The sequence below is a fragment of the Kluyvera sp. 142486 genome, assembly GCF_046569695.1.
In the GTDB taxonomy this organism is placed as follows: Bacteria; Pseudomonadota; Gammaproteobacteria; order Enterobacterales; family Enterobacteriaceae; genus Kluyvera.
This window is the reverse complement of record NZ_JBKHUI010000002.1, coordinates 325,011-349,535: the sequence shown is the minus strand read 5'-3', so window position 1 is coordinate 349,535 and position 24,525 is coordinate 325,011. Positions and strand designations below refer to the sequence as shown.

Genomic DNA, 24,525 nt, shown 5'->3' with positions numbered 1-24,525 from the left:
TAAATTCTATTGATTTGGTAAAACAGTTGCATCACTAAAGGAGATCGCAATGACGTTACCGAGTGGACACCCGAAGAGTAGATTGATCAAGAAATTCACTGCGCTTGGCCCCTATATCCGCGAAGAACAGTGCGAAGATAACCGCTTTTTTTTCGACTGTCTGGCGGTATGTGTAAACGTGAAGCCTGCGCCGGAGAAGCGTGAATTCTGGGGTTGGTGGATGGAGATGGAAGCGGAAGAACGCCGCTTTACCTACAGCTACCAGTTCGGCCTGTTCGATAAAGAGGGCCATTGGCAGGCCGTCGCGATCAAAGACCCTGAGGTCGTTGAACGTCTGCAGCAAACGCTGCGCGGCTTCCATGAGCGGGCAAAAGATCTGCTGGCGACGCTGGATTTGGCGCTGGAACCCGCCGATGGGTTTGCCAATGAAGCGGTGAAGCGTACCGCGTAGTGCATGCCTGATGGCGCTACGCTTATCCGGCCTACCGCTCGTTCTGTAGGCCGGATAAGGCAAAGCCGCCATCCGGCAACGTCAAATATAAAAGGCCAGCAAACTTTGCTGGCCTTTTATATTAATAAGCAAATAACGCCAGTTGTCTGGCGTTATTATTTTCTGCCTTAGAACTGGTAGGTCATACCAACGGCTACGACGTTATCAGTCATAATAGCCAGGCGTTTAGTGACCGCAGTTTCATCAACCAGGTTGATTTTATAATCAACAAAGGTGGACATGTTTTTGTTGAAATAGTAGGTCGCGCCCACATCAACATATTTCATCAGGTCCTGATCGCCGATACCGTTTTCCAGGTTTTTACCTTTCATCTGCACGTAGCCCAGAGATGGACGCAGACCGAAATCGAACTGGTATTGTGCTACCGCTTCGAAGTTCTGTGCTTTATTAGCAAAGCCCTGATCCGCCGCAACCAGACCTTTAATAGGGGTCATATTACGGGTTTCGGTATAAACCATTGCCAGGTAAATGTTGTTGGCATCGTATTTCAGGCCAGTGCCCCAGGACTCTGCGTTTTTACCGCCGTTAGCCAGAGATTTTGCCTGCTGAACGTTGGTACGGTCAGAGTTGGTGTACGCTGCGCTGATAGCGAAATCGCTGCCGCCGAAGTCATAGGCAACAGAGGTACCGAAGCCGTCACCGTTCGCGGTATCGTAGGCGCGGTCATTTTTACCCTGATACTGCAGGGTTAAGTCGAGACCATCGACCACGCCAAAGAAGTCGGTGTTGCGGTAGGTGGCCAGGCCGCTGGAGCGCTTGGTCATGAAGTTGTCGGTTTTGCCGGTGGAGTCACCGCCGAATTCCGGGAACATATCGGTCCAGGCTTCAACGTCGTACAGGGCGCCCAGGTTACGACCGTAGTCGAAAGAACCGAAGTCTTTTAATTTCAGACCGGCAAATGCCAGACGAGTTTTCTGTGTAGAGGAGCTGCTGCTTTCTTCTTTATTACCAGCAAACTCAGATTCCCAGCGACCATAACCGGTCAGCTGGTCGTTAATTTTGGTTTCGCCTTTAATGCCGAAACGAACGTATGTTTTATCGCCATCGGAGCTGGAATCATCGCTCATGTAGTGCATTGCTCTTACTTTGCCGTAAACATCAAGTTTATTACTATCCTTGTTATAAACTTCTGCTGCCATAGCTGAAGAAGAAGCAATAATACCCATCATCGTTAATGCCAGAGTTGTTTTTTGCATTTCTCAATCCCGATTTTTTAGCTTTAAAATTTGCTGTGAAAGACCACTGTGAAAAAACAGGAACGTTTTTATCCTTCCCGTATTAAAAATTTATGACAATGTCAGATTAAATATAAAAAAGTATGATTAAGTTTTTCTGTCATAAAAATGTCAATATTCTCCACTAGGCTGCCTGATCCCGCGCAACAAAACCCCTCGCTTTCTGCGCTGCCTGTTGGCAAGCGGCCTGACACCTGCTACAACGTTGGTCTGGTATTGATATTTCATATTTTTAACGGCAGAGAATCATGAGTGATAGTCAGACGCTGGTGGTCAAACTGGGCACCAGTGTTTTAACGGGCGGATCGCGCCGCCTGAATCGCGCGCATATTGTCGAACTGGTTCGCCAGTGCGCTCAGCTCCATGCAGCTGGGCATCGAATTGTCATCGTAACGTCAGGAGCAATTGCCGCCGGGCGTGAGCATCTGGGTTACCCTGAACTGCCCGCGACTATTGCTTCCAAGCAACTGCTGGCTGCCGTTGGCCAGAGCCGCTTAATTCAGCTCTGGGAACAGCTCTTCTCCATTTATGGTATTCACGTCGGCCAGATGCTGTTAACCCGCGCCGATATGGAAGACCGTGAACGCTTCCTCAACGCCCGCGATACCATGCGCGCGCTGCTTGATAACAACATCGTTCCGGTGATTAACGAAAACGATGCGGTGGCGACTGCAGAGATTAAGGTTGGCGATAACGACAACCTCTCCGCGCTGGCGGCGATTCTGGCTGGTGCTGATAAGCTGCTGCTGCTGACCGATCAGCAAGGGCTGTTTACCGCCGACCCGCGTAGCAACCCGGACGCCGAGCTGATTAAAGACGTCTACGGCATTGATGATGAGCTTCGCGCCGTCGCTGGTGATAGCGTATCGGGCCTGGGCACGGGCGGCATGGGCACCAAGCTGCAGGCCGCTGACGTCGCCTGCCGCGCTGGTATCGACACTATTATTGCTGCCGGTAGCCTGCCGGGCGTGATTGGCGATGTGATGGCGAATGTCTCCGTCGGCACCCGTTTCCACGCGCAGGATACCCCGCTGGAAAACCGCAAGCGCTGGATCTTTGGCGCACCGCCGGCCGGTGAACTGATTGTGGATGAAGGTGCCACCTCGGCGATTCTGGAGCGTGGAAGTTCATTACTTCCAAAAGGCATTAAAAACGTGACAGGCAACTTCTCTCGTGGTGAAGTGATCCGCATCCGTAGCCTTGCTGGCCGCGACATCGCCCACGGCGTAAGCCGTTACAACAGCGATGCGCTGCGCCTTATCGCCGGGCACCACTCGCAGGAAATTGACGCCATTCTCGGCTACGAGTACGGCCCGGTTGCCGTGCATCGCGACGACATGATTACCCGCTAAGGAGTTCAACATGCTGGAACAAATGGGCATTGCCGCGAGGCAGGCCTCCTATACGCTGGCGCAGTTATCCTGCCGTGAGAAAAACCGGGTTCTGGAAACTATTGCCGATCATCTGGAATCTCAGAGTGAAGAGATTCTTGTGGCTAACGCTGAAGATTTAGCCCAGGCGCGTGAAAACGGCCTGAGCGAAGCCATGCTCGATCGCCTGGCGCTGACCCCAGCCCGTCTGACGGCGATTGCGAACGACGTCCGCCAGGTCTGCGTGCTGGCCGACCCGGTAGGGCAGGTGATTGACGGCGGTCTGCTCGACAGCGGCTTACGCATCGAACGTCGCCGCGTCCCGCTGGGCGTAATCGGCGTGATATATGAAGCCCGCCCGAACGTCACCGTTGACGTAGCGGCGCTGTGCCTGAAAACCGGCAACGCCGCCATTCTGCGCGGTGGGAAAGAGACCTACCGCACCAACGCCGCCACCGTTGGCGTTATCCAACGCGCGCTGAAAGAGTGCGGTCTGCCAGAAGCGGCCGTTCAGGCCATCGACAACCCGGATCGTGCGCTGGTGAGCGAGATGCTGCGAATGGATAAGTATATCGATATGCTGATCCCTCGCGGCGGTGCTGGCCTGCACAAGCTGTGCCGCGAGCAGTCGACGATTCCAGTTATCACCGGTGGTATCGGCGTTTGTCATATTTATATTGATGACAGCGCAGAGATTGAAGCGGCGCTGAAGATTATCGTCAATGCGAAAGCTCAACGCCCGAGCGCCTGTAATAGCGTGGAAACGCTGCTGGTGAATCAGTCCATCGCCGACCGCTTCCTGCCTGCGCTGAGCCAGCAGATGGCCGAAAGCGGCATTACGCTGCACGGCGACGACACTGTGATGCGCAAGCTGCAAGGCCCGGCGAAGGTAGTTGCGCTGAAGGCTGAAGAGCTTGATAACGAGTATCTGTCGCTGGATCTGAATGTGGTTCTGGTTGCTGACATTGATAGCGCCATCGCGCATATCCGTCAGCATGGCACCCAGCACTCCGATGCGATCCTGACCCGCACCCTGAGCAACGCCAACCGCTTCATCAACGAAGTGGACTCCTCAGCGGTGTACGTCAACGCCTCCACCCGCTTCACCGACGGCGGCCAGTTCGGCCTGGGCGCGGAAGTGGCGGTGAGCACGCAGAAACTGCACGCGCGCGGCCCGATGGGTCTTGAAGCACTGACCACCTACAAGTGGATCGGCTTCGGTGACGATACCATTCGTGCGTAATTGATAGCGGGCGATGCAAAAATAGGCGGTTGATTAACCTGACTATTGACGCATCGCCCGGTTAGTTTTAACCTTTTGTCCCGTGATTCACGTTCGTGAACACGTCTTGCAGGGCCGATATAGCTCAGTTGGTAGAGCAGCGCATTCGTAATGCGAAGGTCGTAGGTTCGACTCCTATTATCGGCACCATTTCAAACTCTTTCCAAGTCTACCGAAATCAACTTAAAGCCCGTATACTGCGGTTTATGGCCCGTATTTTATCTCCTGTTATCAACTGGACTCAACCGGAATCAAGTTACAGTTGGGGGCATAAGTGGGGGCATTCTATGTTCGGTCCAGGGAGATGCCCCCAATGAAGCTTAATGCGCGACAGGTAGATGCAGCTAAACCCAGAGAGAAAGCCTATAAGCTGGCAGATGGTGCTGGTTTGTATCTTGAAGTCGTTCCCTCTGGTTCTCGATACTGGCGGATGAAGTATCGCTTCAATGGAAAAGAGAAGCGTATGGCTTTTGGTGTCTATCCAGCAGTGTCCCTTGCACAAGCGAGGGCGCTACGTGATGAAGCCAAGAAAAAGCTGGCCGAGGGCATCGATCCGTCATTCGCCAAGAAAGAAGAAAAGCTGGTTCGTGATGTGCAGCTCAACAACACGTTTCAGGCTGTGGCACTTGAGTGGCACGGTACGAAGGTGAGCCGGTGGTCAGAAGGCTATGCCTCCGACATTATCGAAGCTTTCAATAAAGATATTTTCCCCTATATCGGCCAGCAGCCGGTGAATGAAATCAAACCGCTGGTTCTGCTGAATGTGCTGCGTCGAATGGAAAGCCGTGGCGCGACAGAGAAGGCCAAGAAGGTTCGCCAGCGTTGCAGTGAAGTCTTTCGTTACGCCATCGTTACCGGTCGTGCGGAATACAATCCTGCAGCGGATCTAACCAGCGCGATGTCAGGGCATGAATCGAAGCATTATCCCTTCCTTACTGTTGAGGAGTTACCAGACTTCTTTAAAGCTCTCGCAGGCTACACAGGGAGCCCGTTAGTTGTTCTTGCGGCACGTCTGCTGATCATCACGGGAGTTCGCACTGGCGAACTCCGAGGTGCTTTCTGGAGTGAGTTTGATCTTGAAAAAGCGGTGTGGGAAATACCAGCCGAGCGTATGAAGATGAAACGGCCCCATCTTGTCCCCCTTTCTACCCAAGCGCTGGAAATCGTACAGCAGCTCAAAGTGATGACTGGGCAATATCCACTGGTATTCCCAGGGCGAAATGATCCCCGCAAGACGATGAGTGAAGCGAGTATTAATCAGGTGTTCAAGCGGATTGGATACACGGGGAAGGTAACGGGGCATGGCTTCCGCCACACGATGAGTACAATTTTGCATGAGGAAGGGTTCAATACGGCATGGATTGAGACTCAACTTGCGCATGTCGATAAGAATGCGATTCGCGGGACGTACAACCATGCGTTGTATCTGGAAGGGCGAAGGGAGATGATGCAGTGGTATGCGGATTATATTGAAGCATCTTTAACTAAGGTTATATAAGTCTGTAAATAGGGAAAACGAGTTTTAAAAGTTTTCCCTAGAAGTACTATCTTTCAGCTGTATAAAAAAACAGTATATAAAACAGTGCATTAGATCACTAAAAATGATCTTATAAATTTATTTTTTTTGATTTTCGTGATACACATCGCCTTAAATGGTTTAATTTGCATCCACATCCATCACTGGATGATGATGGAAATTTTTAGCTGTTGTAGGAGAGCAGGGTGGCTAAAAATAAAGCGGCAAACGCTGGGGTTGATGCGTTAACAGGTTTTGAGTTTCAAAGAAACTGTGCATTGTATCTTTTGTTAGATAATTTCAATTCTTTTATCAATAAAGAATTCTTTATTTGTATTGAACATCACGATGATTTTCTATTTTGTTATAAGACTGATTGCTTAAGTTATATAAACGAGATACATGCCTATCAGGCAAAGAAACTTAGCGGGAAAATATGGACTATCGATTCTAGGTTTTCTGAGATGGTATCTAAAATTCTATTGGTAGGGGATAATCTAAAAAATGATTCTTTCGAAAAAAGTGAGAATTATAGGCATCAGTTAACATTTATATCAAATACAGAAATGGAATTAAAATACTCGCCTCTGAAGAAGTTAAAAGACGAAGGCACTACTGAGCAGATAGTAAAGATAAATGAGCAAAACTCGACCTGTGTATATGATAAATTACATGAAAATATTAAAGTTAAAATTGAAAAGAAAATAACAGAAATTTGCAATGAGGAATCTTCTGTTTTTCATCGGCAAGAGCTAAGTAACTTAAATATTCAGTGGGTAGATTTCCCAAGAACTGCGGCTAAACAAAAAGAATCGCTTATTGGACTTATGGTTAGAAAATTCCCTCATATAGCTGATTCGAAAGCAGCTGTTGATGTGATACTTACTCTATTTAGGGATGTAGAGACTGTATATAACCAAGGGCAGGAAATACGCCTACTTGATCCAACAAAGAGGGTTGAAGGCGAAGATATTAAAAAAGTTATGAATATGATTGATTCACAGCAAAAAGCATTCGACTATTGGCGTGCCGCAGCTCAGCAATTCTCAATGGAATTTAAAATACCACTTAACATACAGAAAAATCATGAAAGCTACATACTTAACTCTTTTGAACTACTCAAGGATATGAGTAATTACGACTATCAAATTATTAAAGACTTTGTTAGAAATAATGATTACACAACTCAATATTTTTCTCTTCAAGACGCATTAACTGCATATGTTGATAATGTTAGAAAATCTCATTCTATAAACCTAGATAATATTGATACATTTTTTGCAGTTCTGTGTTCATACGTTGAGTGCTACGATTAAGGTAAACCATGAAGACAATTATAAAGTTTGATAGATTGTTTGTTGTCTCTGAAAGTCATAATTTATATTTCGACCAAAAGTTTTCAAATGGAATAAACATAATAAGTGGGTGTAATACCTCAGGTAAAAGTACTTTAATACAGAGTATTTTATTTACCTTTGGAATTAATGATGTTAAAGATGGCTTGAGCGAAATTATTCGATACAACCCTACGTTCAGATTGGATTTCAGCATCACTAAAGGAGGCGTAGATAAAAAATATATAATAGTAAGAGAGCTTGGTAGCATATATTTAAAAGGGGATGGGGGAAATGTTTTTAGTTTTCATGGAATTGACTCTGATGTTCGAGTTGAACATGTGAAGCTTAAGGAGATGTTATCTCAATTATTTGATTTTAACATGCTTTTAGAACAGAAGGGCGAGCTAAAAAAAGCATCGATAGAATGCATGTTCCTGCCTTATTATATTTCTCAATCTGTAGGGTGGGTTTATTTAAGAGAGTCATTCTCTAATCTTGGTTTTTATAAAGACTTTAAAGACACGTATCTTGATTATTATCTTGGCATAGAGAATTCTTTTGATAAAGAATATTTTTATAAATTAACAAAAGAGCGAGCGCAACTTCAGTCGAAGATCTCCTCATTGAATAAATATAGCGCCGAGCCTCACTTTGTTGTTTCTAAATTACTGGATGAAGAGTTCGGTGATGAGGCTCAGAAGTATATAGATGGTTATGTACAATTAGTCGCATCATTAGACGAAGAACGTGATGTATATACTAGTTTATGTAATAAATTATCCTTAACTAAAAATCATGTCAAGATACTAAGAAGAACTAAAAGAAATATTACAAACCAAAACTATAACAATATTGATCGTTGTCCTGCATGTACGCAAATACTTCCTTATTCCTTAGAAGGGTTATATGGTTATTATCAAAACATCAATGATACTGATAAACTATCGGAGCAAATAAATAATAAAATACAAAAAATACAGTCTGATATTAATAGTTCACTTGCGAAGATTAAAAAGTTAGAAATTGATATATCTTCAAAGTATTCATATTTTCTTGAGAAAAAATCACAAAATTTATCTGTTAACACATGGATCGATAATAAAGCAAACATACGTCTGTTAGACAATATTCATGAAGAGATAGAAGAACATACAAAAAGGTATGATGAAATTAAAGGATTAATTGACGGGATGGGAGAGGAGCAGTCTCTTTTTATCGAGCGGTTTAACAAAGAAAAAGATTTCAAGGATATATTTAAAAAATACCTTAATGATATGCAGCTGTTCAATGTAACAGAACCTAGATATACAGAACTTTATAAAATAAATTCATTTCCTTTTCAAGGGGTAGAGCTTCATAAAACTGTAATGTCATATCATTTTGCATTAAATTCTGTAATAAGAAAAACAGACAATATACATCGACTTCCATTTATGCTTGACGCAATTCTTAAGGAAGATATCGATGACAGAAATTTTGATCTCATACTGTCGTTTGTGGGAAAAAATCTTCCGACTGATACTCAATCATTTATATCAATGTCTGAGTATGCTGAAGATAATCTCTTGAAAGATGGTAAAGAGATAAGTGCATTCCGAAGAGCCAAGGTTAAAGATATTAAAAATCGATACTTCCCTGATGGTACTAATTTATTCTTTATTGGTGATGGGAAGCATGAGAGAACATTTTTATCAAAACCTTTGGATTTAAACCTCGATATTTTTGTCGATACTTGTCGGCTTACTGAATGATTACTTTAGTTAATAGCGAACGCACAAGTGTGTGCGTTCGCTATTTATGCTATACATTTGATTTTTCGTATATGATCTTGCAAGGAACCTATCGTCGAGTACCATAGAGCCAGATAGGTAGGGGAACGACTATGATTTTTACAGCATTACAACTCTTCAAAATCCTCTCCGATGAAACCCGCCTGGGCATCGTGCTGCTACTCAGGGAGAGGGGGGAGCTGTGCGTGTGCGATCTTTGCACGGCACTGGAGCAGTCGCAGCCCAAGATTTCCCGTCATCTGGCAATGCTCCGGGAAAGTGGTCTATTGCTGGACCGTAAACAGGGTAAGTGGGTTCACTACCGCTTATCCCCGCATATTCCTTCCTGGGCCGCTCAGGTGATTGAGCAGGCCTGGTTAAGCCAATAGGACGACGTACAGGCCATCGCCCGTAAGCTGGCATCGGCAAACTGCTCTGGTAGCGGTAAGGCTGTTTGCATCTAAAAAATTTGCCTGAACATATATGATTTTACGAATGTGATGAATTCAGAATGAAGACGTTAACGGTGTTTGACCCGGCAATGTGCTGCAGTACCGGCGTATGTGGCTCAGATGTCGATCAGGTTCTGGTTGATTTCTCTGCTGATGTGCAGTGGCTGAAAGGACGTGGCGTACAGGTTGAACGTTACAATCTGGCTCAGCAGCCTATGAGCTTTGTTCAGAACGAGAAAGCGAAAGCATTCCTAGAAGCATCTGGGGCAGAAGAGCTTCCGCTACTGCTGTTGGATGGCGAAACGGTGATGGCAGGGCGATACCCAAAACGTGCTGAGATAGCTCGCTGGTTTGGTATACCGCTGGAGAGGGTAGGGTTAGCTCCCACCAGCTGCTGTGGTGGGAATACTTCCTGTTGCTGAGTATGTCAGGAGGACATATGAAATTCTTACAGAATATCCCGCCTTACCTGTTTTTTACCGGCAAGGGTGGTGTAGGAAAAACTTCTATTTCCTGCGCGACGGCTATACGCCTGGCAGAACAAGGTAAGCGCGTCCTGCTTGTCAGTACTTATCCGGCGTCTAATGTCGGTCAGGTTTTCGATCAGTCTATTGGCAATACTACCGCCCCTACGGGACACACGCTGTTGCTGCTGGATGCGACGGGGGCTTACCACTGAGAGATTGCCAAAAAAATGGGGAGTAAAGGGCATTTTACTACCCCAATGATGCAGCTTCAGGACCCGGATAGAACCAAAGTTCTGCTTGTTACGCTTCCTGAAACCACACCGGTGCTGGAAGCGGCAAACCTGCAGGCTGACCTTGAAAGAGCGGGGATTCATCCGTGGGGCTGGACTATCAATAACAGCCTTTCCATTGCGGATACGCGTTCTCCGTTGCTTTGCCAGCGCGCTCATCAGGAACTGCCTCAGATTGAGGCTGTTAAGAATCAGCACGCTAACCGTATAGCGCTTGTTCCGGGGCTGGCGTCAGAGCCCGCTGGTATTGAAAAGCTCAGAGAGTTGATGAGTTAATTTTTTGGCATATACAGGGCGGCAAAGTCGCTCTGTCAGGAGGTTTTATGTTACTGGCAGGCGCTATTTTTGTCCTGACCATTGTTTTGGTTATCTGGCAACCAAAGGGATTAGGGATCGGCTGGAGAGCAATGTTGGGCGCGGGACTGGCTCTTATATCTGGCGTTGTGCATGTGGGCGATATTCCGGTGGTGTGGAATATCGTCTGGAATGCGACGGCAACGTTTATTGCCGTGATTATTATCAGCCTGCTGCTCGATGAATCTGGCTTTTTCGAATGGGCGGCGCTGCACGTTTCCCGTTGGGGCAATGGTCGTGGTCGTCTGCTGTTTACCTACATCGTCTTGCTCGGTGCTGCGGTGGCTGCACTGTTTGCCAACGATGGCGCGGCGTTAATTCTGACACCAATCGTTATTGCCATGCTGCTGGCATTAGGATTCAGCAAAGGCACTACGCTGGCCTTCGTCATGGCCGCCGGATTTATTGCCGATACTGCCAGCCTGCCGCTTATCGTGTCGAACCTGGTGAATATCGTTTCGGCAGACTTCTTTGGTCTGGGTTTCACTGAATATGCGTCGGTCATGGTGCCGGTTGATATTGCAGCCATTGTTGCCACGCTGATCATGCTGCATCTCTTCTTCCGCAGGGATATTCCGGCAACGTATGACGTTTCGCTGCTGAGGACGCCTGCCAGTGTGATAAAGGATCCGGCAACGTTCAGGGCGGGCTGGATTGTCCTGTTATTGCTGCTTGTCGGTTTCTTCGTTCTGGAGCCGCTGGGGATCCCTGTCAGCGCGATAGCAGCTGCTGGCGCAGCAGTACTGTTTATCGTGGCGAAAAGAGGTCATGGCATCAACACAGGGAAAGTCCTGCGCAGTGCGCCATGGCAGATCGTGATTTTTTCGCTGGGCATGTACCTGGTGGTCTATGGCCTGCGCAATGCCGGGCTCACGGAGTATCTGTCTGGTGTACTGAACCTGCTGGCAGAAAAGGGGTTATGGGCAGCAACGTTCGGCACCGGCTTCCTGACCGCGTTCCTGTCGTCGGTGATGAACAATATGCCGACGGTGCTGATTGGCGCGCTGTCGGTTGACGGGACTACGGCGACTGGCGTCGTCAAAGAGGCAATGATTTATGCCTACGTGATTGGCTGCGATTTAGGCCCGAAAATCACCCCGATTGGTAGTCTGGCAACTCTGCTTTGGCTGCATGTGCTTGCCCAGAAAAATATAACGATCGCCTGGGGTTATTACTTCCGCACCGGCATTATCATGACTCTGCCCGTGCTGTTTGTCACTCTGGCCGCGCTGGCGTTGCGGCTTTCTATCACTTTGTAATGAGATAAAGATATGAGCAACATTACCATCTATCACAACCCGGCCTGCGGCACTTCACGCAACACGCTGGAGATGATCCGTAACAGCGGTAACGAACCGACCATTATTTATTATCTCGATACGCCACCGACCCGTGATGAGCTGATTAATCTTATTTCAGATATGGGAATTACGGTGCGTGCATTGCTGCGTAAGAATGTTGAGCCTTATGAACACCTGGGCCTTGATGAAGAGAAATTCAGTGATGAGCAGTTGATTGATTTTATGCTTCAACATCCGATCCTGATTAATCGGCCGGTAGTCGTTACGCCGCTTGGCACTCGTCTTTGCCGCCCTTCAGAAATAGTGCTGGATATTCTACCTGAAGGTCAGAAAGGAGCGTTTACCAAAGAGGACGGCGAAAGGGTCATTGACGAAACGGGGAAGCGGGTTAAGTAACCTGTTTTTTTCGTCTCATTTTTATCGTATTCGGGCGTCTGTTTGTACCATGCAGACGCTCGCTTTTTGTAATGCCAGCTAAAGAAACAGGCTTAACGTAGGATATTTTCCGTTTTCCAAGCTGACCCCCTGTACGATTAAGATTGCGGCGTTCGATGAATTTACTGGCTTGCTAACAGACGCTTCCCTGCTGACCCGCTTCGATCAAATCATTTTTGATACAGCGCCGACGGGTCATACAATTCGCCTTCTCCAGCTTCCCGGTGCACAGAGTAGCTTAATTGAGAGTAACCCGGATGGTGCTTCCTGTCTTGGCCCAATGGATGGGCTGGAAAAGCAGGGCGAGCAATATGCTCATGCGGTATCTGGCACATATACTCAGGAAGCAGCAGAAGGCAAAGTGCTTTATTCCTGCGATGCAATCCACTTTTTCAGCAGTTAAACGTCCTTTCCGTTCTCCTGACTAATAAGAGTTTAATAACGCTTGTCGCGGTGCTGTTGTTGTGTGACTTCCTCTGCTTGTCAACGCTGCACCGAGAATTGAGCTGTCTAGAGAACTAACTTGTCCTTCAGGGGGCTTATGATTCAAGGCAAAGAGAGCTAAGCCATGAGGATTTGTGGAACTCAGTCCTTTGGTATCAAGTGGCCCCACTTCATCAAAGATCATTACCTAACTCATCGGCGCGTGAGCTTGATAGTTCCGCCGTGTTAAAGTCACAGCTCGTTCATAGTGATGGTCAGATTATGTGTCCCTTAAGATTGTTAAGTAGAGCATCAGCGATTTTGTTTATCAGTACCGGTTTGGTTATTGCTTGCAATGATGTTTTTCGGGTGACCAAACCCGCGGTACCCATGGTAAGTGTAATTGTTGGTTCAATGTTCGTTCTGATAGGCGTGTTCATTTATGCCCTAGGAAAGAGTGGAGCTAGTCTCGTCGGTAGCATAGAGGGGGGAGGTATAATCCAATATCGAAGGCACACAATCTTACTGAATATGTTTTTCGTTGTGTCTTTAATGAGCTGTATTCTGATGCTATATGGGGTCTTATCACGAATTGGACAAGGATTTACTGTTTTTGGCTGAAAATAAGGTATCCGCCAGAACGTAAGGTTTCATTGCGGTGTTCCCCGCCAATTTCCAGCGAAAAGCTCTTTGAAGATATAGTACATCGGATATATTACACCCACTTAACCCTTCAAAAAGCCCGGGCGATCATGACTGCTTTTGTTCTCTCGCAGATTTTGCAGTAATCCCTTTCTGCTCTGATAGCGTTTTATCTGCCAAAATGCGTCTACGTTTTACGTGCTTTGGCTTTTCGACGTTCATGTTGTCACTTCATTTTATATTACTAGATAAGCACAGGCCTGCAGCCATGATGCTGCTGGCCTGTATTCGGTTTCTCGTGGCTACGCGTAGTACTAATCGAGCCTAGTGTATTTCTTCCTCTTCGCAGCAATGACAAGTTGCGCGTTTACCTGGCAAGGCATGGTCGATCTCCTGCCCCTAGGCGGTAGTCTCATTCTCACCTTTGCGGCGTTCCAGAACAACGACAGCGGCTGCGATTGTTCACCCTTTAGGGGAACCTGTTCTGAATTGCCAATAACATCCTTGCGCACACCCCCGATCCTGATGGAAACCAACTTCTTCATGAGCATACTGATTTCCCTTGTGCGGGTACAGCGGCAGCAAAAACGTCTGGCAACGAAAGTCTGAATCCGTTTTATCTGTGGGTTTAGCCGGGCGTTGAAAGGTTCATACCGCACCCGTCAGCGTAACGGTGGGAGGGCTATACATTCCCGTACACATAATGAGAATGAGAAAAAGTGCCCTCCCCGAAGACAGGAACCAGGGAGGGCGCGCAAGGCGCATCTACTCAATCAAGTACCAACACTCTCCTTTTGGCCTCCCCCCGAAAGGAAGGGCCGAATCTTTTATGCCCTATTCTATTTCCCCACTTGCCAAGGGGTTAGCTATTCACGGATTCAAAGCCGTAGAGGTGAGCGAGATACATCGCCATATTGCCAACCAGATAGCGGCCATCCTCAGGTGTTAAATCCGGCTGCTCTGCGGCCTCGGTAATATATTCCTGTAAGGCGACAAGACGTGTTTCATCATGCGTCTTTCCTTTGCGTACACCATCCCGACAGGCAAGCCAGAATAAAGCATCGTCGGTTTCATTACGCACTGGGGAAAAAGCCAGATCCGGGCGCAGTGAAATTGCGCGTTCAGTAAAATGGTACGCCACCTCAACCGCCTGATCGCAATTACGTGCAGTGGTCTTTGGGGCGCAGGCAGACAGTATTAGTGCTGCCGCAACAGCAGCAAATAACGTTTTTGTTTTCATATTTCAGCTCAAATTAACGATTAACGCTTCAGCCATTCCAGACAGATTGTGCGTGACGTGTCGGGCGGACAACCCACTGCCCGCTTAGGGCCTATCGCCACCGGCATTTATCCTGGTCTAAATGGCACCGGAGGGGGAGACTGGATACAACCCGTCTATTTTTTATCGGGTTCACCAGTACATATGAGTAAGCTTGCCCGGAACGTCTCAAAGCGGGTAGAAATGGTGTTAAGTTCGTTAGCTAAATTATCAAGGGCGGTGTTATTTAAATTAAGCAACCTTTTCGACAGTTCGTTAATTTGTGCCTGAATATGGTCAGGCTGCTTAACAATTTCATTTTTTTTATTAACAATAGTCATTAACGGGAAGGGGAGAGGGGCAGCAATATCTGAGATCTGCACTTCCGGGTGTGGAATACCATTTTCATAAGCCATGATTGCTACCATCAATTAATTTCGAATGAAAGAAATATATCTGTCGGATATTTAAGGTTATTTTTATCGATAAAAGAAATAATCCCATTTAAATTGTAAGGATTACAGGACAATAGTCCGCGCAAGAACCATAATTTCATTCCAGGCAAGCGCTAACGGGGCTAGCGCTAACCTGCAGAAGGGCCGGTTACTGCTCGGGGGATCTCAAAAAAGCCGCACAGACTTCGGCTATGTGCGGCCTTCACCCTCTGGCTCACTCAACCGGGTTAATTCAATCCATAGGTTTTTTGCAACTCGCCGAGGCGCTGCTGATACTGGGTTTTAATGCAGGCATCGTGATCCGTCTCTTTCCAGCACTCATCCCGGCCTTTGATCCAGCCCCGTTGCGTTGCCTTCAGCGTAGTGTCATTGCCCGATTTATCCAGGGCCGCACGCCAGGTTTTGGCCATCTTACGATCGAGGGCGGACAGTTCCGGACTCTTGCAGATGCGCTCTTCCATGCTGCTCGCACTGACCCCTTTGCAGGAGAAAGAGGGCCCCTGCGCTGCGGGGGCAAAGCTACGATTATCTTCTGGGAGGCATGCACCATGGGCGCGGCCAGGTCCGGTAAAGGAGATATCCGGGTTGCCGTCACTCTGGCGGGTGATGCTTAACACCACTTTGCCCTGTCGGGCTTCCCAATAGTTATCACTCATTTGCTTAACGGTTGCCGGTTGCCCCTGCAGCCAGACCCCACCCTGACCGTCGCTGTATGCCCCACCTGCACTGGCACAGATAAAGTTGAACGGCTGCGGTGAGGCGGCAAACGCAGAGAGCGGCAAAAGTGATAGAGCTATCATCATTACTTTTTTCATCTTAGGTCCTATCGGTCATTTTTCGCTGAAAATTAACCCTTAAGTTAACAGGGTAATATAAGAGCTTTCTGACTTCATCTGACGCCGCTGCTTACGTCCTGCTGTCCATCTAACGTGCATAAAAATTAATGATAACGCGTGGAGTATTAATCAGGGGGGAAACTTAATACCAGTGCACCACATCAACCAGCTACTTCATCAGCTAGGTGAAACGGCTGGTTTGCATATTAACCGTATGCTCTAAACTTGGCCTCTTCAGACGGCACTTTCACCTGCATTTTCATAGGGGTAATCTCTGATTCCGCGACCAGTTTCAGGCTGAGTGACAGTATAAATAACCAGCCTACGCGGGCTTCATTACGTCCGCGGGGAGCCTCACGAGTCAGTAGAAAAAATCAGGCCTAAAGTTGTATTATTCTTACACTGGTAGACTAGTCCGCTGAATACACATAGTCTCTAATGTGGCAAATTACGAAGAGACAACTTCTTAAAACTATCTACCTCATGTCAATGAACATAACATCGATTGTAATTTATGTGAGAAATTCAAACGTATAAAAATTTATATTTTGAACCAAAAGTTATTAGAGCAATAAATTACATTATTACTGTGATGGTAAGCAGTATTAAGCCTGAGCGTTCTTATGGATTATTCGAGTATATTAATCGATAAAACTTACTATTGCGCATTTGTTATGCCATGGTTATTTTATGTTGCCAGTATAGTAATACTTTAATTTATCTTGATGTTTGTTTTTTTATTTCAACAATTATTTAATTTATTTTTGTATGTTCTCTTTGTTGTAATTGTTTGATTTTTGTGTTTTTTTTATTTATCTTGGTTGTTTGGGATAATGCTTTATTTTCCATTTCAAAGTTAAATCCAGAATTACAAAAAGAAAATCATTAATTATTTTTTATTATAATTATAAAAGTCGGGAGCATTGGCATAACTAGAACGGTTTCAATGATCAATTCAATTGTTTTGATAGGTTTTACCTATTGTTAATTAAGTAACTATCTGTTGTGCCGATCATTGCATTTGCAGTAAAATATTAATTAGAAAGCCTAAAGGCCTAATCATTTATTATTAAATGATAGGGGTGATAATTTTGTTATTTACTGGAATAAATTATGGAAAGAGTCTCTGGGAAAAGATTACAAATTATAATGCTCATGATGTTGTTGCTACCTTTAACTATATTAGCAGTGTCGTTCTTTTTTAATATCAAAACAACATCATCTCAAAACTTAAAAGAGCAATTATATAGATTTAATGAAAATACAGCTTTAGATAGTATCAATATTCCAGTGTTAGATGTTAATAGAACATTAAAAAATATGGCTGAGATTTTATCTGACCCTGAGCGAATCGAAAATTTTATATCTCCTGATACTGATGAGTTTAATAAAAAAATAGCAGCTATAATGAATTCATATTCGTATCTTGATGATGTTATCGTTGTTAGTGATAAAAGTGCGGCTTACAAAACTTATCCTGAAAATATTCGATTTGATGAAGGGTTTAACCCAAAGTTGAGACCTTGGTACCATCTCACTCAATAGAGTAAAATAAAATATACTGATCCATATGAGACTTATGACCAAAGTTCTTTAGAGAATAAAAAATTTGCTGTAGCAAGTGGTGTAACAATTATAGGTAGCGACGGAGAGATGCTTGGAGTAATTGCTGCAAATTTAGATTTGAATAAGATATCCTCCATGCTTAAAGAAAAGAAAATACCTTTTGATGGTGACTTCTTAATATCAACGTATGACGGTAGGGTGGTTGTATCACCTAATGTCAGGGAAGCATTAAAAAATAGAATACCTCAGGAATGGGTTGAGAAAATAAATGGTACGCATGGGCATTTTTATGACAAAAAAAATTCCATTGTTTTTTATAAGATTTATTCTAATCCGGACTGGGTTGCTTTCACATCGGTAGATAAAGAAAAACAAGAAAAATATTATGAGAGTTCATATCTATTATTTTATATCACTTCTGTGATATCTTTATTAATACTAGGGGTTTTATATTTTTTGTATATTTCGTATAGCAAAAGATTATTTGGAAAATTCTATTTAGGTTTAAATGGCTTTGATGTTTCATCTAGTTCATTTAATTTTGATAGCTTAGAATCGGAAATATCAAAACACCGTACCAAGTTAAATATAGTGAAGCATGAAACGGTTACGGACAGCATGACTCAACTATTTAATCGAAAAAAGCTCGACGATGATATAAGTCTATTAATTTCTGAACGAAAAGAATTCTGTTTTGCAATGATTGACCTAGATGATTTTAAGTTGATTAACGATTCTTTTGGGCATCTTATTGGAGATGATGTTCTGAAATTTGTGGCAAGAGAAGGAAAAAGAATTCTGGGGGTAGAAAATCCATTATATCGAGTAGGTGGTGAAGAAATTATAGTTATTTTTTCAGATAAAGACCTTCAAACATGCATATCATTACTTAATGCATGGCGATTGCAGGTAAATGAGAGACAATGGAAAGAACCGTCACTAAAAGTGTCATTTAGCGGAGGAATAACTATTTATGAATATGGTGACTATCTTACTGACTTAATTTCACGGGCAGATAAAGCTCTATACAATGCTAAGAAAAATGGAAAGAATATGATCATAAGTAGTTAATGTATGTGGGGCCTATTTATAGGCCCATATATTTCTATTAATTCAAAAAATTATATATGTGTTTTTTATTTAAACCATTAGTGTAATCTTAGTCCAGTCAGACTATTTTGCGAAGAGTTTCGGGGGGAGAATGCCCGTTTTTTGGCGTGTTTTAATTGTGACCATTCCATAGACTAACGCTTATCGTTTCGAAAAAATCATAAGCGGGGAATGGAAAATTTTAACCTAATGAAACGGATCTGCCCATACCGTTACGCGATCTGCTAGTTTTAAATCAAGGGATACCGGCCCCCGTGTTGTTTTCGGCTTGCTGTTGGCTATGCAGTCTCAGCCCAGTATTGAAAACCGAAAGCACTAATGAATTTAGTGAGTATGGAATAGCAGCAGACAACCGTGAGTTACCATTCCATTGTCGAGATCTCATGCAGCACCTGTTGAAAGTGGAAATACAAAGCTCTTCCGAGTTCTTACTGGAAATACCCTTGGCGCGTTCAAGCCCGGCTTGAACCAGAGCCCAACTTGCCCTGGAGCAACGCTAGTTCATACTTTTCTGAGACTTAGCAAATTAACTATGGAGGAATCACCCGTAACGTTACACACCTCGTTTTTATATCCTGCATATCCTGCATGCCTCTTGCTTTTTGATGTTTTAAAGGGGGCGTATAACCCTGTTATTTTAACCGGTATGTTTTGTATACAAAAATGAGTGAAAATTACAAAACTCAAGGGCTTATCAATAGCGTTTAGACTATCAAATCATATACAGTTGATCCTTAGTCAAAATCTCTAGTACACATCTACATCTGTACGAACGCCGGGAAAGATGAAATGAACAATAACGACAACGTTCCTGTAAACCCAGTTTTGCCGTCGGAAGAGCATGAAGGTAATACTTATTCAGAGAATACTCCCCAGACCGGGCATCAAACCCACACTTTCAATCCTGCTGCAGCCATTGACACGCCACTATTTAGGGCTCTAAATCAACTGGAAAAATTATCATCTGCCCGTTCCCCAATCTTTACGTCACTGGCAGAGCTGAACAAATCTCCTTTCTTTCAGGCAATAAACAAACAACAAACAATGCTGAATGCGATTAAGTTACCCGAGGTAATGAATGTGGTAGCCAATTCACAAGCATCCAGGATCATCGATAGAATTAACACTTTCACCCTCTATTACGACCGCACCTTCAAATCACTTGCGAGGCAGGCAATTCCTGCCATGGATGTACTAAACCGGATAGCACGAGATTACCGGATTGAATCCCGAATCAACTATCTTTTTAACTCCTGGCCCGCCTCTGCCTCAGGTCAACGCACTAGACAGTTCGCAGAGCAATTGCAAAAAATAAACCAGCGAGCTCTACCGCTGAATAACATTTTCAGGGATGTTATCGAGCAAGGGAAACTGGAACCATCCCAATACGAACTGGCGTTCCAGTACTGGGAAGAGGCATTTTCACGGCTCGCACAGCAAGCTGAGGATAACGCGCCTTCGCATCGGACTGAAATCCTATCCTCATATGACAACGGAGGTTCTTCTCAGGAACAATCCCCGACAGCCGGTTTTTTGAGTCTTCTCAGCACACAGGCATTGGTCGACGGATTCAAAAAATTACCTGTCCCTCTCCAGGCATTCATTTGCTGGTTCTTTTATCAGGTAATTGTCAGCATGGTTGAGGACAGTATAAAAGCAGCTGTGCTTGATGGAATTAATGAAGTGAAAACTGAATTCACATCCCCTGCGAAGCCAAAGATATTACGCAAAAGTACTATTGTTGCCTCTCATCCGGACTTCAACTGGGAGCAGCTGAATCACTTCCGCCTTATCACTGGTACGAATGTCAGGCTCAGACTCTCGCCGACAATGAACAGCGAAACTATTGAAATGCTTAATAAAGGGACGGTGGTTGCGATCATGGATACGCAGGGCAGACAATGGCTTTACGTTCAGGTCGATGTTGATGGAGAAAAAATCTACGGCTGGATAAACCGCTCTTACACCAGCAGACTCAGGAACTGAATAGAAAAAACACCCACTTCTCGGACAGGAATAAGACGATAATCGATATTCAGCACTTGCTACCTTAGCTGGTGGGATAAAATGCTTGGTTGTAGTCATTATCCATTATACATAACACCTGCCCTTGCAGATAACGGGTACTGAAACTGATATACTGAATGATTATGTATTGCTATTTTACAAGGCTCAGGGCCTGCCAAAGCTAAAAGTACTGACCGGTGAAAGTATAGAGTTCTGCAGCATAATGGAACACAAAAAATAATTATTAATATTTAATGTTCGTTAATACTGGAGCGCTAAGATTATCGCTAAAAAGCGTGCTTTCATCAAAACTAAGTTCTGTCCAGGATATAGCTGCCCGGATGGGGCAGCAAATGGATCATTAAATAATAACTTTTAATTTTACTGGTTCATCACTCCAGCACGTGCTAATGCCTCATCGAGTCTACTACGGACATAGCTAGGTACTTGGGACAGACGTGCCTCTATTTTGGATAAGTCCCTCGTATGGTAGCCAATAGTGCAGCTAGAAAGATAAATAAGCAGTTCAGCTGTTTCTGTCGGAAATCGTGTTACCAGTTCACTGTCACACAATTCGTAAAAAATATGGCTGTGCTCTATTCGAATTGCAGGGCAGCGGACCACAAAGGCTACTGCATTAGGGAAAACATCTCCAAGGTGAGGTAGCCACTCCAGCATTTTACAGATCTCTGCTTCATCCAGAACAGCGAGCACTCCCTGTAACCGGCCCTCCCAATAGCGACGTAACCAACCGTCCCACAATTGCTGTTTGGCTGGCTGTTGCATCTGACGCAGGATATTTCCGATATGGGATACGAATGTTAATCGGTCGTCCAAAGAACCATATTGAAACAGCGTCGGTAATAATTGAAGCATCGGATCTGAGACATGGAATACGATGAGAAAAGTATAGAATTCAACAAATCGTTGGCGACGTTCGCCCAGATCGACAGTGAGTCTCGGTATAGCGGTAACAAAAGCTGGCAACAAGGCTTCAATAAGAGCTGGATATAAACGTCCCCACATAAGGAAACCATCCCATACCTGCACAAACTTCTGCTGATCTGGATCGCTGAACAGTGGAATAATGTATTGGCGAGTCCATGCTTCATCCACTCCATAAAAGAATGCAGTTTGACTGGCCAGCAAACATCGTCCCATCCCTCCCTTTGAAGTAGCGTCTTGCAGTACCATTGTAAACCAATGGCGGTAACGGTCAGACATAACCCGCTCGGACCCTGCTTCACTACGTATAATTAACGACAGTCCATTGATCCAGAAATTTGTAATAACTCCCGCAGGGTGGTTGATGGCTCGGCCCAGCCAGTCGGTAATATTTTCGTCCTGAGCGTCGTTTTCCAGGGCTTGCCAAACTGGTAGTGCTATAGAGTTAGCTTGCTCCATTAAGTCCAGCGCAAATGGCTTGCCGCCATCTTTCACTAAGCTAAATAGTAGATTTGCGATGTCGTAAGTATGTGCTGACTGTAATTCCTGTTTAGATACCAAGGTTAGCAAGTCTTGCCAGCCTTCTGCAGAAAGTTTGCTTTCCTGCAGTCCCTGAATCAGCACTGGCCAAAGATCAGATGACCATAGAGCCTGATCGACCAAGGTGTGGCCAAGTGCAAAAGCCCAACTGGTGTTCTGCCTGCATGCTTCCAGGCAATTAGTCAACAAACCTCCCCGATTTGGTCCTTCGAAGACATTGCGCTTGAAACTTAGCAATTCATCGAGTTGTTCACGAGGTTCTTGTGAAAGAAGTTGCTCGACTGACCAAGGACTCTCTGATTCCACCCAGCTTATTGATCCCATCCAGTGAGTGAAGTCTGAATGTTCAGACGGACACCATTCCGGATACTGCATCCTGATAGGTGCCAAAGCTGCACCAGCAATCTCGCAATCAGGTTTTGACTGGAGCAACCAGGATAACCAGTCGAAGTGAGAGTAAGCCGTTACCTTCTCAGCAGGCCAGTCATTATATTCCTCCAGACTGTGCGCTAAAATTGCATCAACAATGGCTTTACGTGCAGGCTCTGTCGCAGCTGGATAATTCATTGCTACAGCGCGGCGGATTTCGTGATGTTCGGTACTTTGATGGAGTCCTGTACGGCCCAGCAACCACTTAAGACGCTCTTCAGGTGACCACTCGGGATAAGCCGTTATTGAGTGTATAGCCAGGCGACGCAGTAGCGGAATACTCGAGCTCACCAAACTCTCGATCCATGCACCTAGCAGTGCAGGGCAATCTGTTGCGAACCACTCTAGCGCATCGCGCGCGGCGTCAATCAGGACGTCAATAGCCTTCGGATACTTATCCTGTTCATGCGGTTCTATGGCCGAACGCCCATAGCTGATGGGGTCCCACACTGGCGCGGCTTTATCCCAAGCAGTTAATTCAACGTGCATCATTTCCAGGCGCAGAACAACCCGCGATAAGACGGACTGAGCTATACGTGGTAGATGCGGCTTCAGATGCTTCGTCCAAACTTCATTCAGTGACCAGTGATCAGCTTGCAATGGACACTCTGCATCAAGACGGCGGCTTTCAGGCCCCTCATCATTAGAAAATGCAACGCTCTGTTTAACGATAAGCCGATACTCGCTCATAGCCATGAACATCGCCAGCGTCATTTCAATACATTCCTGGCCTGCACATCGTTCAGCCAGCCACATAAATACGTGGTGATCCGCATTATTATTGGGCGCAGTTGCCAGCATGATAGAGGCCCAGCGCTTAAGCGCCGACGTTTCTAGGTATTTATCACTGATGCCGAGCTCACGGCCAACAGCCCACCAGAGTTCTGGACTCATCTGCAATCTTTGCGCTGCAACAATATCCAGAACTTCGTGTGAGTGCTCGATTACAAAATGTTGTGTCAGCCACTGAACAAGCAGTTTATCCCGCTCATTGAGAACAGAATTGCCAAATAGTGCATCAAGATGCTTGCGCGCATCCAGCCACCGCAGCCATTCCGGATCGCGCGCAACGCTTAGTAGAAAACGTGTAGTGTACACTTCGCGCAGTGCCTGTTCGACCTCACTGATCGCTTCTTCGTCTGTTGGCGGAGTACGGCTACCCAGTTCAGCAAGACGTGACTGCCAGTCCAGCGCTCCCCGCATATTACGCTCGGAGAGTCGCTGGACACCATCATAGAGTTCTCTAAATGGATCTTCGCTGGAGCCTTTCGTAAAGCGAATGGGAGTAATATCCAGCAGCTCCCAGCTTCCATCCTCTTCTGTTAAAGCGAATCTGCCCGCAACACTGTCCGCAGGCAGCGCACGGGCCAGATAATTCATAACGACATCGTTGTGACTGTAGCCTACGAATAACACCGTATATTGGCGAAAAACATCCACAAGAAATTGTCGAGCCCAACCCTCAGTCAGATAAGCGCGACCAAAATCTGAGTCCGTTAGCACTAAATCCTGTGCTTTTGGCAGGGCACCATGAACGTGAACTATCCCAGAAAAATCATAACCTCGTGGTAAAGCGGGGGCTTTATAAACATCGGGAATATCTCCCCATAATTCATCGGCTGCGGCCTCGAAATGTAAATCAAAATTTGTGGTTACTAATCTGACGCGATCAGCTGTCCGAAACAATCGCAACAAGTCGTAATGAAGAGCGTTTGGGATACTATCTGCAGGTGAGAGGAGATGCGCAGCACGTTCATGAACGTTAACGTTTCTATGTTGCAGTTTCCCCAGAAACCGATCCAGCGGTTCACTGGGAACAAATCCGGTGCCTTGGGCGATGTCGGATGCCAGATTCCAGAAACTAGAGAGGTTCGATGGCGAGCCCATTGAAACGCCAGCCCCAGCGAAGACAACGAGTCGGCCATCCCGTAAAGCGTCAAGAATACAGTCGTCAAAATCGATTGTGCCGAGTTTCGCCATACGCGAGGTTTTCTC

Annotated in this window: 18 protein-coding genes, 1 tRNA gene and 3 pseudogenes; 17 read left to right on the top strand and 5 right to left on the bottom strand. The window is 45.5% G+C overall.

Features of this window, described 5'->3' with window-relative positions; genetic code table 11:
• Window positions 1-49: 49 nt before the first annotated feature.
• Window positions 50-451: a sigma factor-binding protein Crl gene (gene crl / locus ACLGE8_RS03870; RefSeq protein ID WP_185669664.1), complete on the top strand. Its 402-nt coding sequence runs from the start codon at window positions 50-52 to the stop codon at window positions 449-451.
• Between the two features lie 167 nt (window positions 452-618).
• On the opposite strand, the gene phoE is transcribed toward crl, so the two are convergent.
• Window positions 619-1,707 carry a phosphoporin PhoE gene (gene phoE, locus ACLGE8_RS03865; protein WP_410996581.1) on the bottom strand — a complete coding sequence of 363 codons (1,089 nt, stop codon included), beginning with the start codon at window positions 1,705-1,707 and terminating at the stop codon, window positions 619-621.
• 287 nt (window positions 1,708-1,994) lie between these two features.
• Here phoE and proB point away from each other — a divergent pair, with 287 nt between their 5' ends.
• From proB to ACLGE8_RS03800, 13 genes and pseudogenes are all read left to right on the top strand, one after another.
• Entirely contained in the window at window positions 1,995-3,098 is a 1,104-nt protein-coding gene (gene proB / locus ACLGE8_RS03860) for a glutamate 5-kinase (RefSeq protein WP_185669662.1), read from the top strand.
• Between the two features lie 10 nt (window positions 3,099-3,108).
• Window positions 3,109-4,359: a glutamate-5-semialdehyde dehydrogenase gene (gene proA, locus ACLGE8_RS03855; RefSeq protein ID WP_410996579.1), complete on the top strand. Its 1,251-nt coding sequence runs from the start codon at window positions 3,109-3,111 to the stop codon at window positions 4,357-4,359.
• 113 nt (window positions 4,360-4,472) lie between these two features.
• Window positions 4,473-4,548, top strand: a tRNA-Thr gene (locus tag ACLGE8_RS03850).
• A gap of 163 nt (window positions 4,549-4,711) precedes the next feature.
• Window positions 4,712-5,896: a tyrosine-type recombinase/integrase gene (locus ACLGE8_RS03845; protein WP_410996577.1), complete on the top strand. Its 1,185-nt coding sequence runs from the start codon at window positions 4,712-4,714 to the stop codon at window positions 5,894-5,896.
• 224 nt (window positions 5,897-6,120) lie between these two features.
• Complete coding sequence (locus tag ACLGE8_RS03840; RefSeq protein ID WP_410996575.1) at window positions 6,121-7,230, top strand: dsDNA nuclease domain-containing protein; 1,110 nt, start codon at window positions 6,121-6,123, stop codon at window positions 7,228-7,230.
• 8 nt (window positions 7,231-7,238) lie between these two features.
• Complete coding sequence (locus ACLGE8_RS03835; protein WP_410996573.1) at window positions 7,239-9,002, top strand: hypothetical protein; 1,764 nt, start codon at window positions 7,239-7,241, stop codon at window positions 9,000-9,002.
• Window positions 9,003-9,133: 131 nt separating this feature from the next.
• A pseudogene (gene arsR, locus ACLGE8_RS03830) lies at window positions 9,134-9,484 on the top strand (As(III)-sensing metalloregulatory transcriptional repressor ArsR).
• Between the two features lie 47 nt (window positions 9,485-9,531).
• Window positions 9,532-9,894, top strand: a complete 363-nt coding sequence (gene arsD, locus ACLGE8_RS03825) for an arsenite efflux transporter metallochaperone ArsD (RefSeq protein WP_410996571.1) — start codon at window positions 9,532-9,534, stop codon at window positions 9,892-9,894.
• A pseudogene (locus tag ACLGE8_RS03820) lies at window positions 9,891-10,505 on the top strand (ArsA-related P-loop ATPase); the annotation flags it as partial. The gene arsD and the pseudogene ACLGE8_RS03820, both read left to right, overlap by 4 nt.
• A 47-nt stretch (window positions 10,506-10,552) precedes the next feature.
• Entirely contained in the window at window positions 10,553-11,842 is a 1,290-nt protein-coding gene (locus ACLGE8_RS03815; RefSeq protein ID WP_410996569.1) for an arsenic transporter, read from the top strand.
• A 12-nt stretch (window positions 11,843-11,854) separates the two neighbouring features.
• Window positions 11,855-12,280 (top strand): glutaredoxin-dependent arsenate reductase, encoded by a 426-nt coding sequence (gene arsC, locus ACLGE8_RS03810; RefSeq protein WP_410996567.1) that lies wholly within the window; start codon window positions 11,855-11,857, stop codon window positions 12,278-12,280.
• Between the two features lie 130 nt (window positions 12,281-12,410).
• A pseudogene (locus ACLGE8_RS03805) lies at window positions 12,411-12,644 on the top strand (ArsA-related P-loop ATPase); the annotation flags it as partial.
• A gap of 1,067 nt (window positions 12,645-13,711) precedes the next feature.
• Entirely contained in the window at window positions 13,712-13,993 is a 282-nt protein-coding gene (locus ACLGE8_RS03800) for a YgjV family protein (RefSeq protein WP_410996565.1), read from the top strand.
• 253 nt (window positions 13,994-14,246) lie between these two features.
• On the opposite strand, the gene ACLGE8_RS03795 is transcribed toward ACLGE8_RS03800, so the two are convergent.
• The 3 genes from ACLGE8_RS03795 to ACLGE8_RS03785 form a co-directional block, all read right to left on the bottom strand.
• Window positions 14,247-14,624 carry a hypothetical protein gene (locus tag ACLGE8_RS03795; protein WP_410996563.1) on the bottom strand — a complete coding sequence of 126 codons (378 nt, stop codon included), beginning with the start codon at window positions 14,622-14,624 and terminating at the stop codon, window positions 14,247-14,249.
• Window positions 14,625-14,779: 155 nt separating this feature from the next.
• Window positions 14,780-15,058 (bottom strand): hypothetical protein, encoded by a 279-nt coding sequence (locus tag ACLGE8_RS03790; protein ID WP_410996561.1) that lies wholly within the window; start codon window positions 15,056-15,058, stop codon window positions 14,780-14,782.
• A gap of 266 nt (window positions 15,059-15,324) precedes the next feature.
• Window positions 15,325-15,912, bottom strand: a complete 588-nt coding sequence (locus tag ACLGE8_RS03785) for a lysozyme inhibitor LprI family protein (protein WP_410996560.1) — start codon at window positions 15,910-15,912, stop codon at window positions 15,325-15,327.
• A gap of 1,134 nt (window positions 15,913-17,046) precedes the next feature.
• On the opposite strand from ACLGE8_RS03785, the gene ACLGE8_RS03780 reads away from it, so the two are divergent.
• The 3 genes from ACLGE8_RS03780 (at window position 17,047) to ACLGE8_RS03770 (ending at window position 20,595) form a co-directional block, all read left to right on the top strand.
• Window positions 17,047-17,478 (top strand): hypothetical protein, encoded by a 432-nt coding sequence (locus tag ACLGE8_RS03780; RefSeq protein WP_410996558.1) that lies wholly within the window; start codon window positions 17,047-17,049, stop codon window positions 17,476-17,478.
• A gap of 108 nt (window positions 17,479-17,586) precedes the next feature.
• Entirely contained in the window at window positions 17,587-18,570 is a 984-nt protein-coding gene (locus ACLGE8_RS03775) for a diguanylate cyclase (RefSeq protein WP_410996556.1), read from the top strand.
• Between the two features lie 828 nt (window positions 18,571-19,398).
• On the top strand, window positions 19,399-20,595 hold the full coding sequence (locus ACLGE8_RS03770; protein ID WP_410996554.1) for an SH3 domain-containing protein: 1,197 nt from the start codon (window positions 19,399-19,401) through the stop codon (window positions 20,593-20,595).
• A 402-nt stretch (window positions 20,596-20,997) separates the two neighbouring features.
• Here ACLGE8_RS03770 and ACLGE8_RS03765 read toward each other — a convergent pair whose 3' ends face one another.
• Entirely contained in the window at window positions 20,998-24,510 is a 3,513-nt protein-coding gene (locus tag ACLGE8_RS03765; protein ID WP_410996552.1) for a DUF4020 domain-containing protein, read from the bottom strand.
• Between the last annotated feature and the right edge of the window lie 15 nt (window positions 24,511-24,525).

Excerpts from the sequence above, each read along its gene's own strand:
- crl (WP_185669664.1), top strand. The coding sequence starts at position 50 with ATGACGTTACCGAGTGGACACCCGAAGAGTAGATTGATCAAGAAATTC.
- phoE (WP_410996581.1), bottom strand. The coding sequence starts at position 1,707 with ATGCAAAAAACAACTCTGGCATTAACGATGATGGGTATTATTGCTTCT.
- proB (WP_185669662.1), top strand. The coding sequence starts at position 1,995 with ATGAGTGATAGTCAGACGCTGGTGGTCAAACTGGGCACCAGTGTTTTA.
- proA (WP_410996579.1), top strand. The coding sequence starts at position 3,109 with ATGCTGGAACAAATGGGCATTGCCGCGAGGCAGGCCTCCTATACGCTG.
- ACLGE8_RS03845 (WP_410996577.1), top strand. The coding sequence starts at position 4,712 with ATGAAGCTTAATGCGCGACAGGTAGATGCAGCTAAACCCAGAGAGAAA.
- ACLGE8_RS03835 (WP_410996573.1), top strand. The coding sequence starts at position 7,239 with ATGAAGACAATTATAAAGTTTGATAGATTGTTTGTTGTCTCTGAAAGT.
- arsD (WP_410996571.1), top strand. The coding sequence starts at position 9,532 with ATGAAGACGTTAACGGTGTTTGACCCGGCAATGTGCTGCAGTACCGGC.
- ACLGE8_RS03815 (WP_410996569.1), top strand. The coding sequence starts at position 10,553 with ATGTTACTGGCAGGCGCTATTTTTGTCCTGACCATTGTTTTGGTTATC.
- arsC (WP_410996567.1), top strand. The coding sequence starts at position 11,855 with ATGAGCAACATTACCATCTATCACAACCCGGCCTGCGGCACTTCACGC.
- ACLGE8_RS03795 (WP_410996563.1), bottom strand. The coding sequence starts at position 14,624 with ATGAAAACAAAAACGTTATTTGCTGCTGTTGCGGCAGCACTAATACTG.
- ACLGE8_RS03790 (WP_410996561.1), bottom strand. The coding sequence starts at position 15,058 with ATGGCTTATGAAAATGGTATTCCACACCCGGAAGTGCAGATCTCAGAT.
- ACLGE8_RS03785 (WP_410996560.1), bottom strand. The coding sequence starts at position 15,912 with ATGAAAAAAGTAATGATGATAGCTCTATCACTTTTGCCGCTCTCTGCG.
- ACLGE8_RS03780 (WP_410996558.1), top strand. The coding sequence starts at position 17,047 with ATGGAAAGAGTCTCTGGGAAAAGATTACAAATTATAATGCTCATGATG.
- ACLGE8_RS03775 (WP_410996556.1), top strand. The coding sequence starts at position 17,587 with ATGCTTGGAGTAATTGCTGCAAATTTAGATTTGAATAAGATATCCTCC.
- ACLGE8_RS03770 (WP_410996554.1), top strand. The coding sequence starts at position 19,399 with ATGAACAATAACGACAACGTTCCTGTAAACCCAGTTTTGCCGTCGGAA.
- ACLGE8_RS03765 (WP_410996552.1), bottom strand. The coding sequence starts at position 24,510 with ATGGCGAAACTCGGCACAATCGATTTTGACGACTGTATTCTTGACGCT.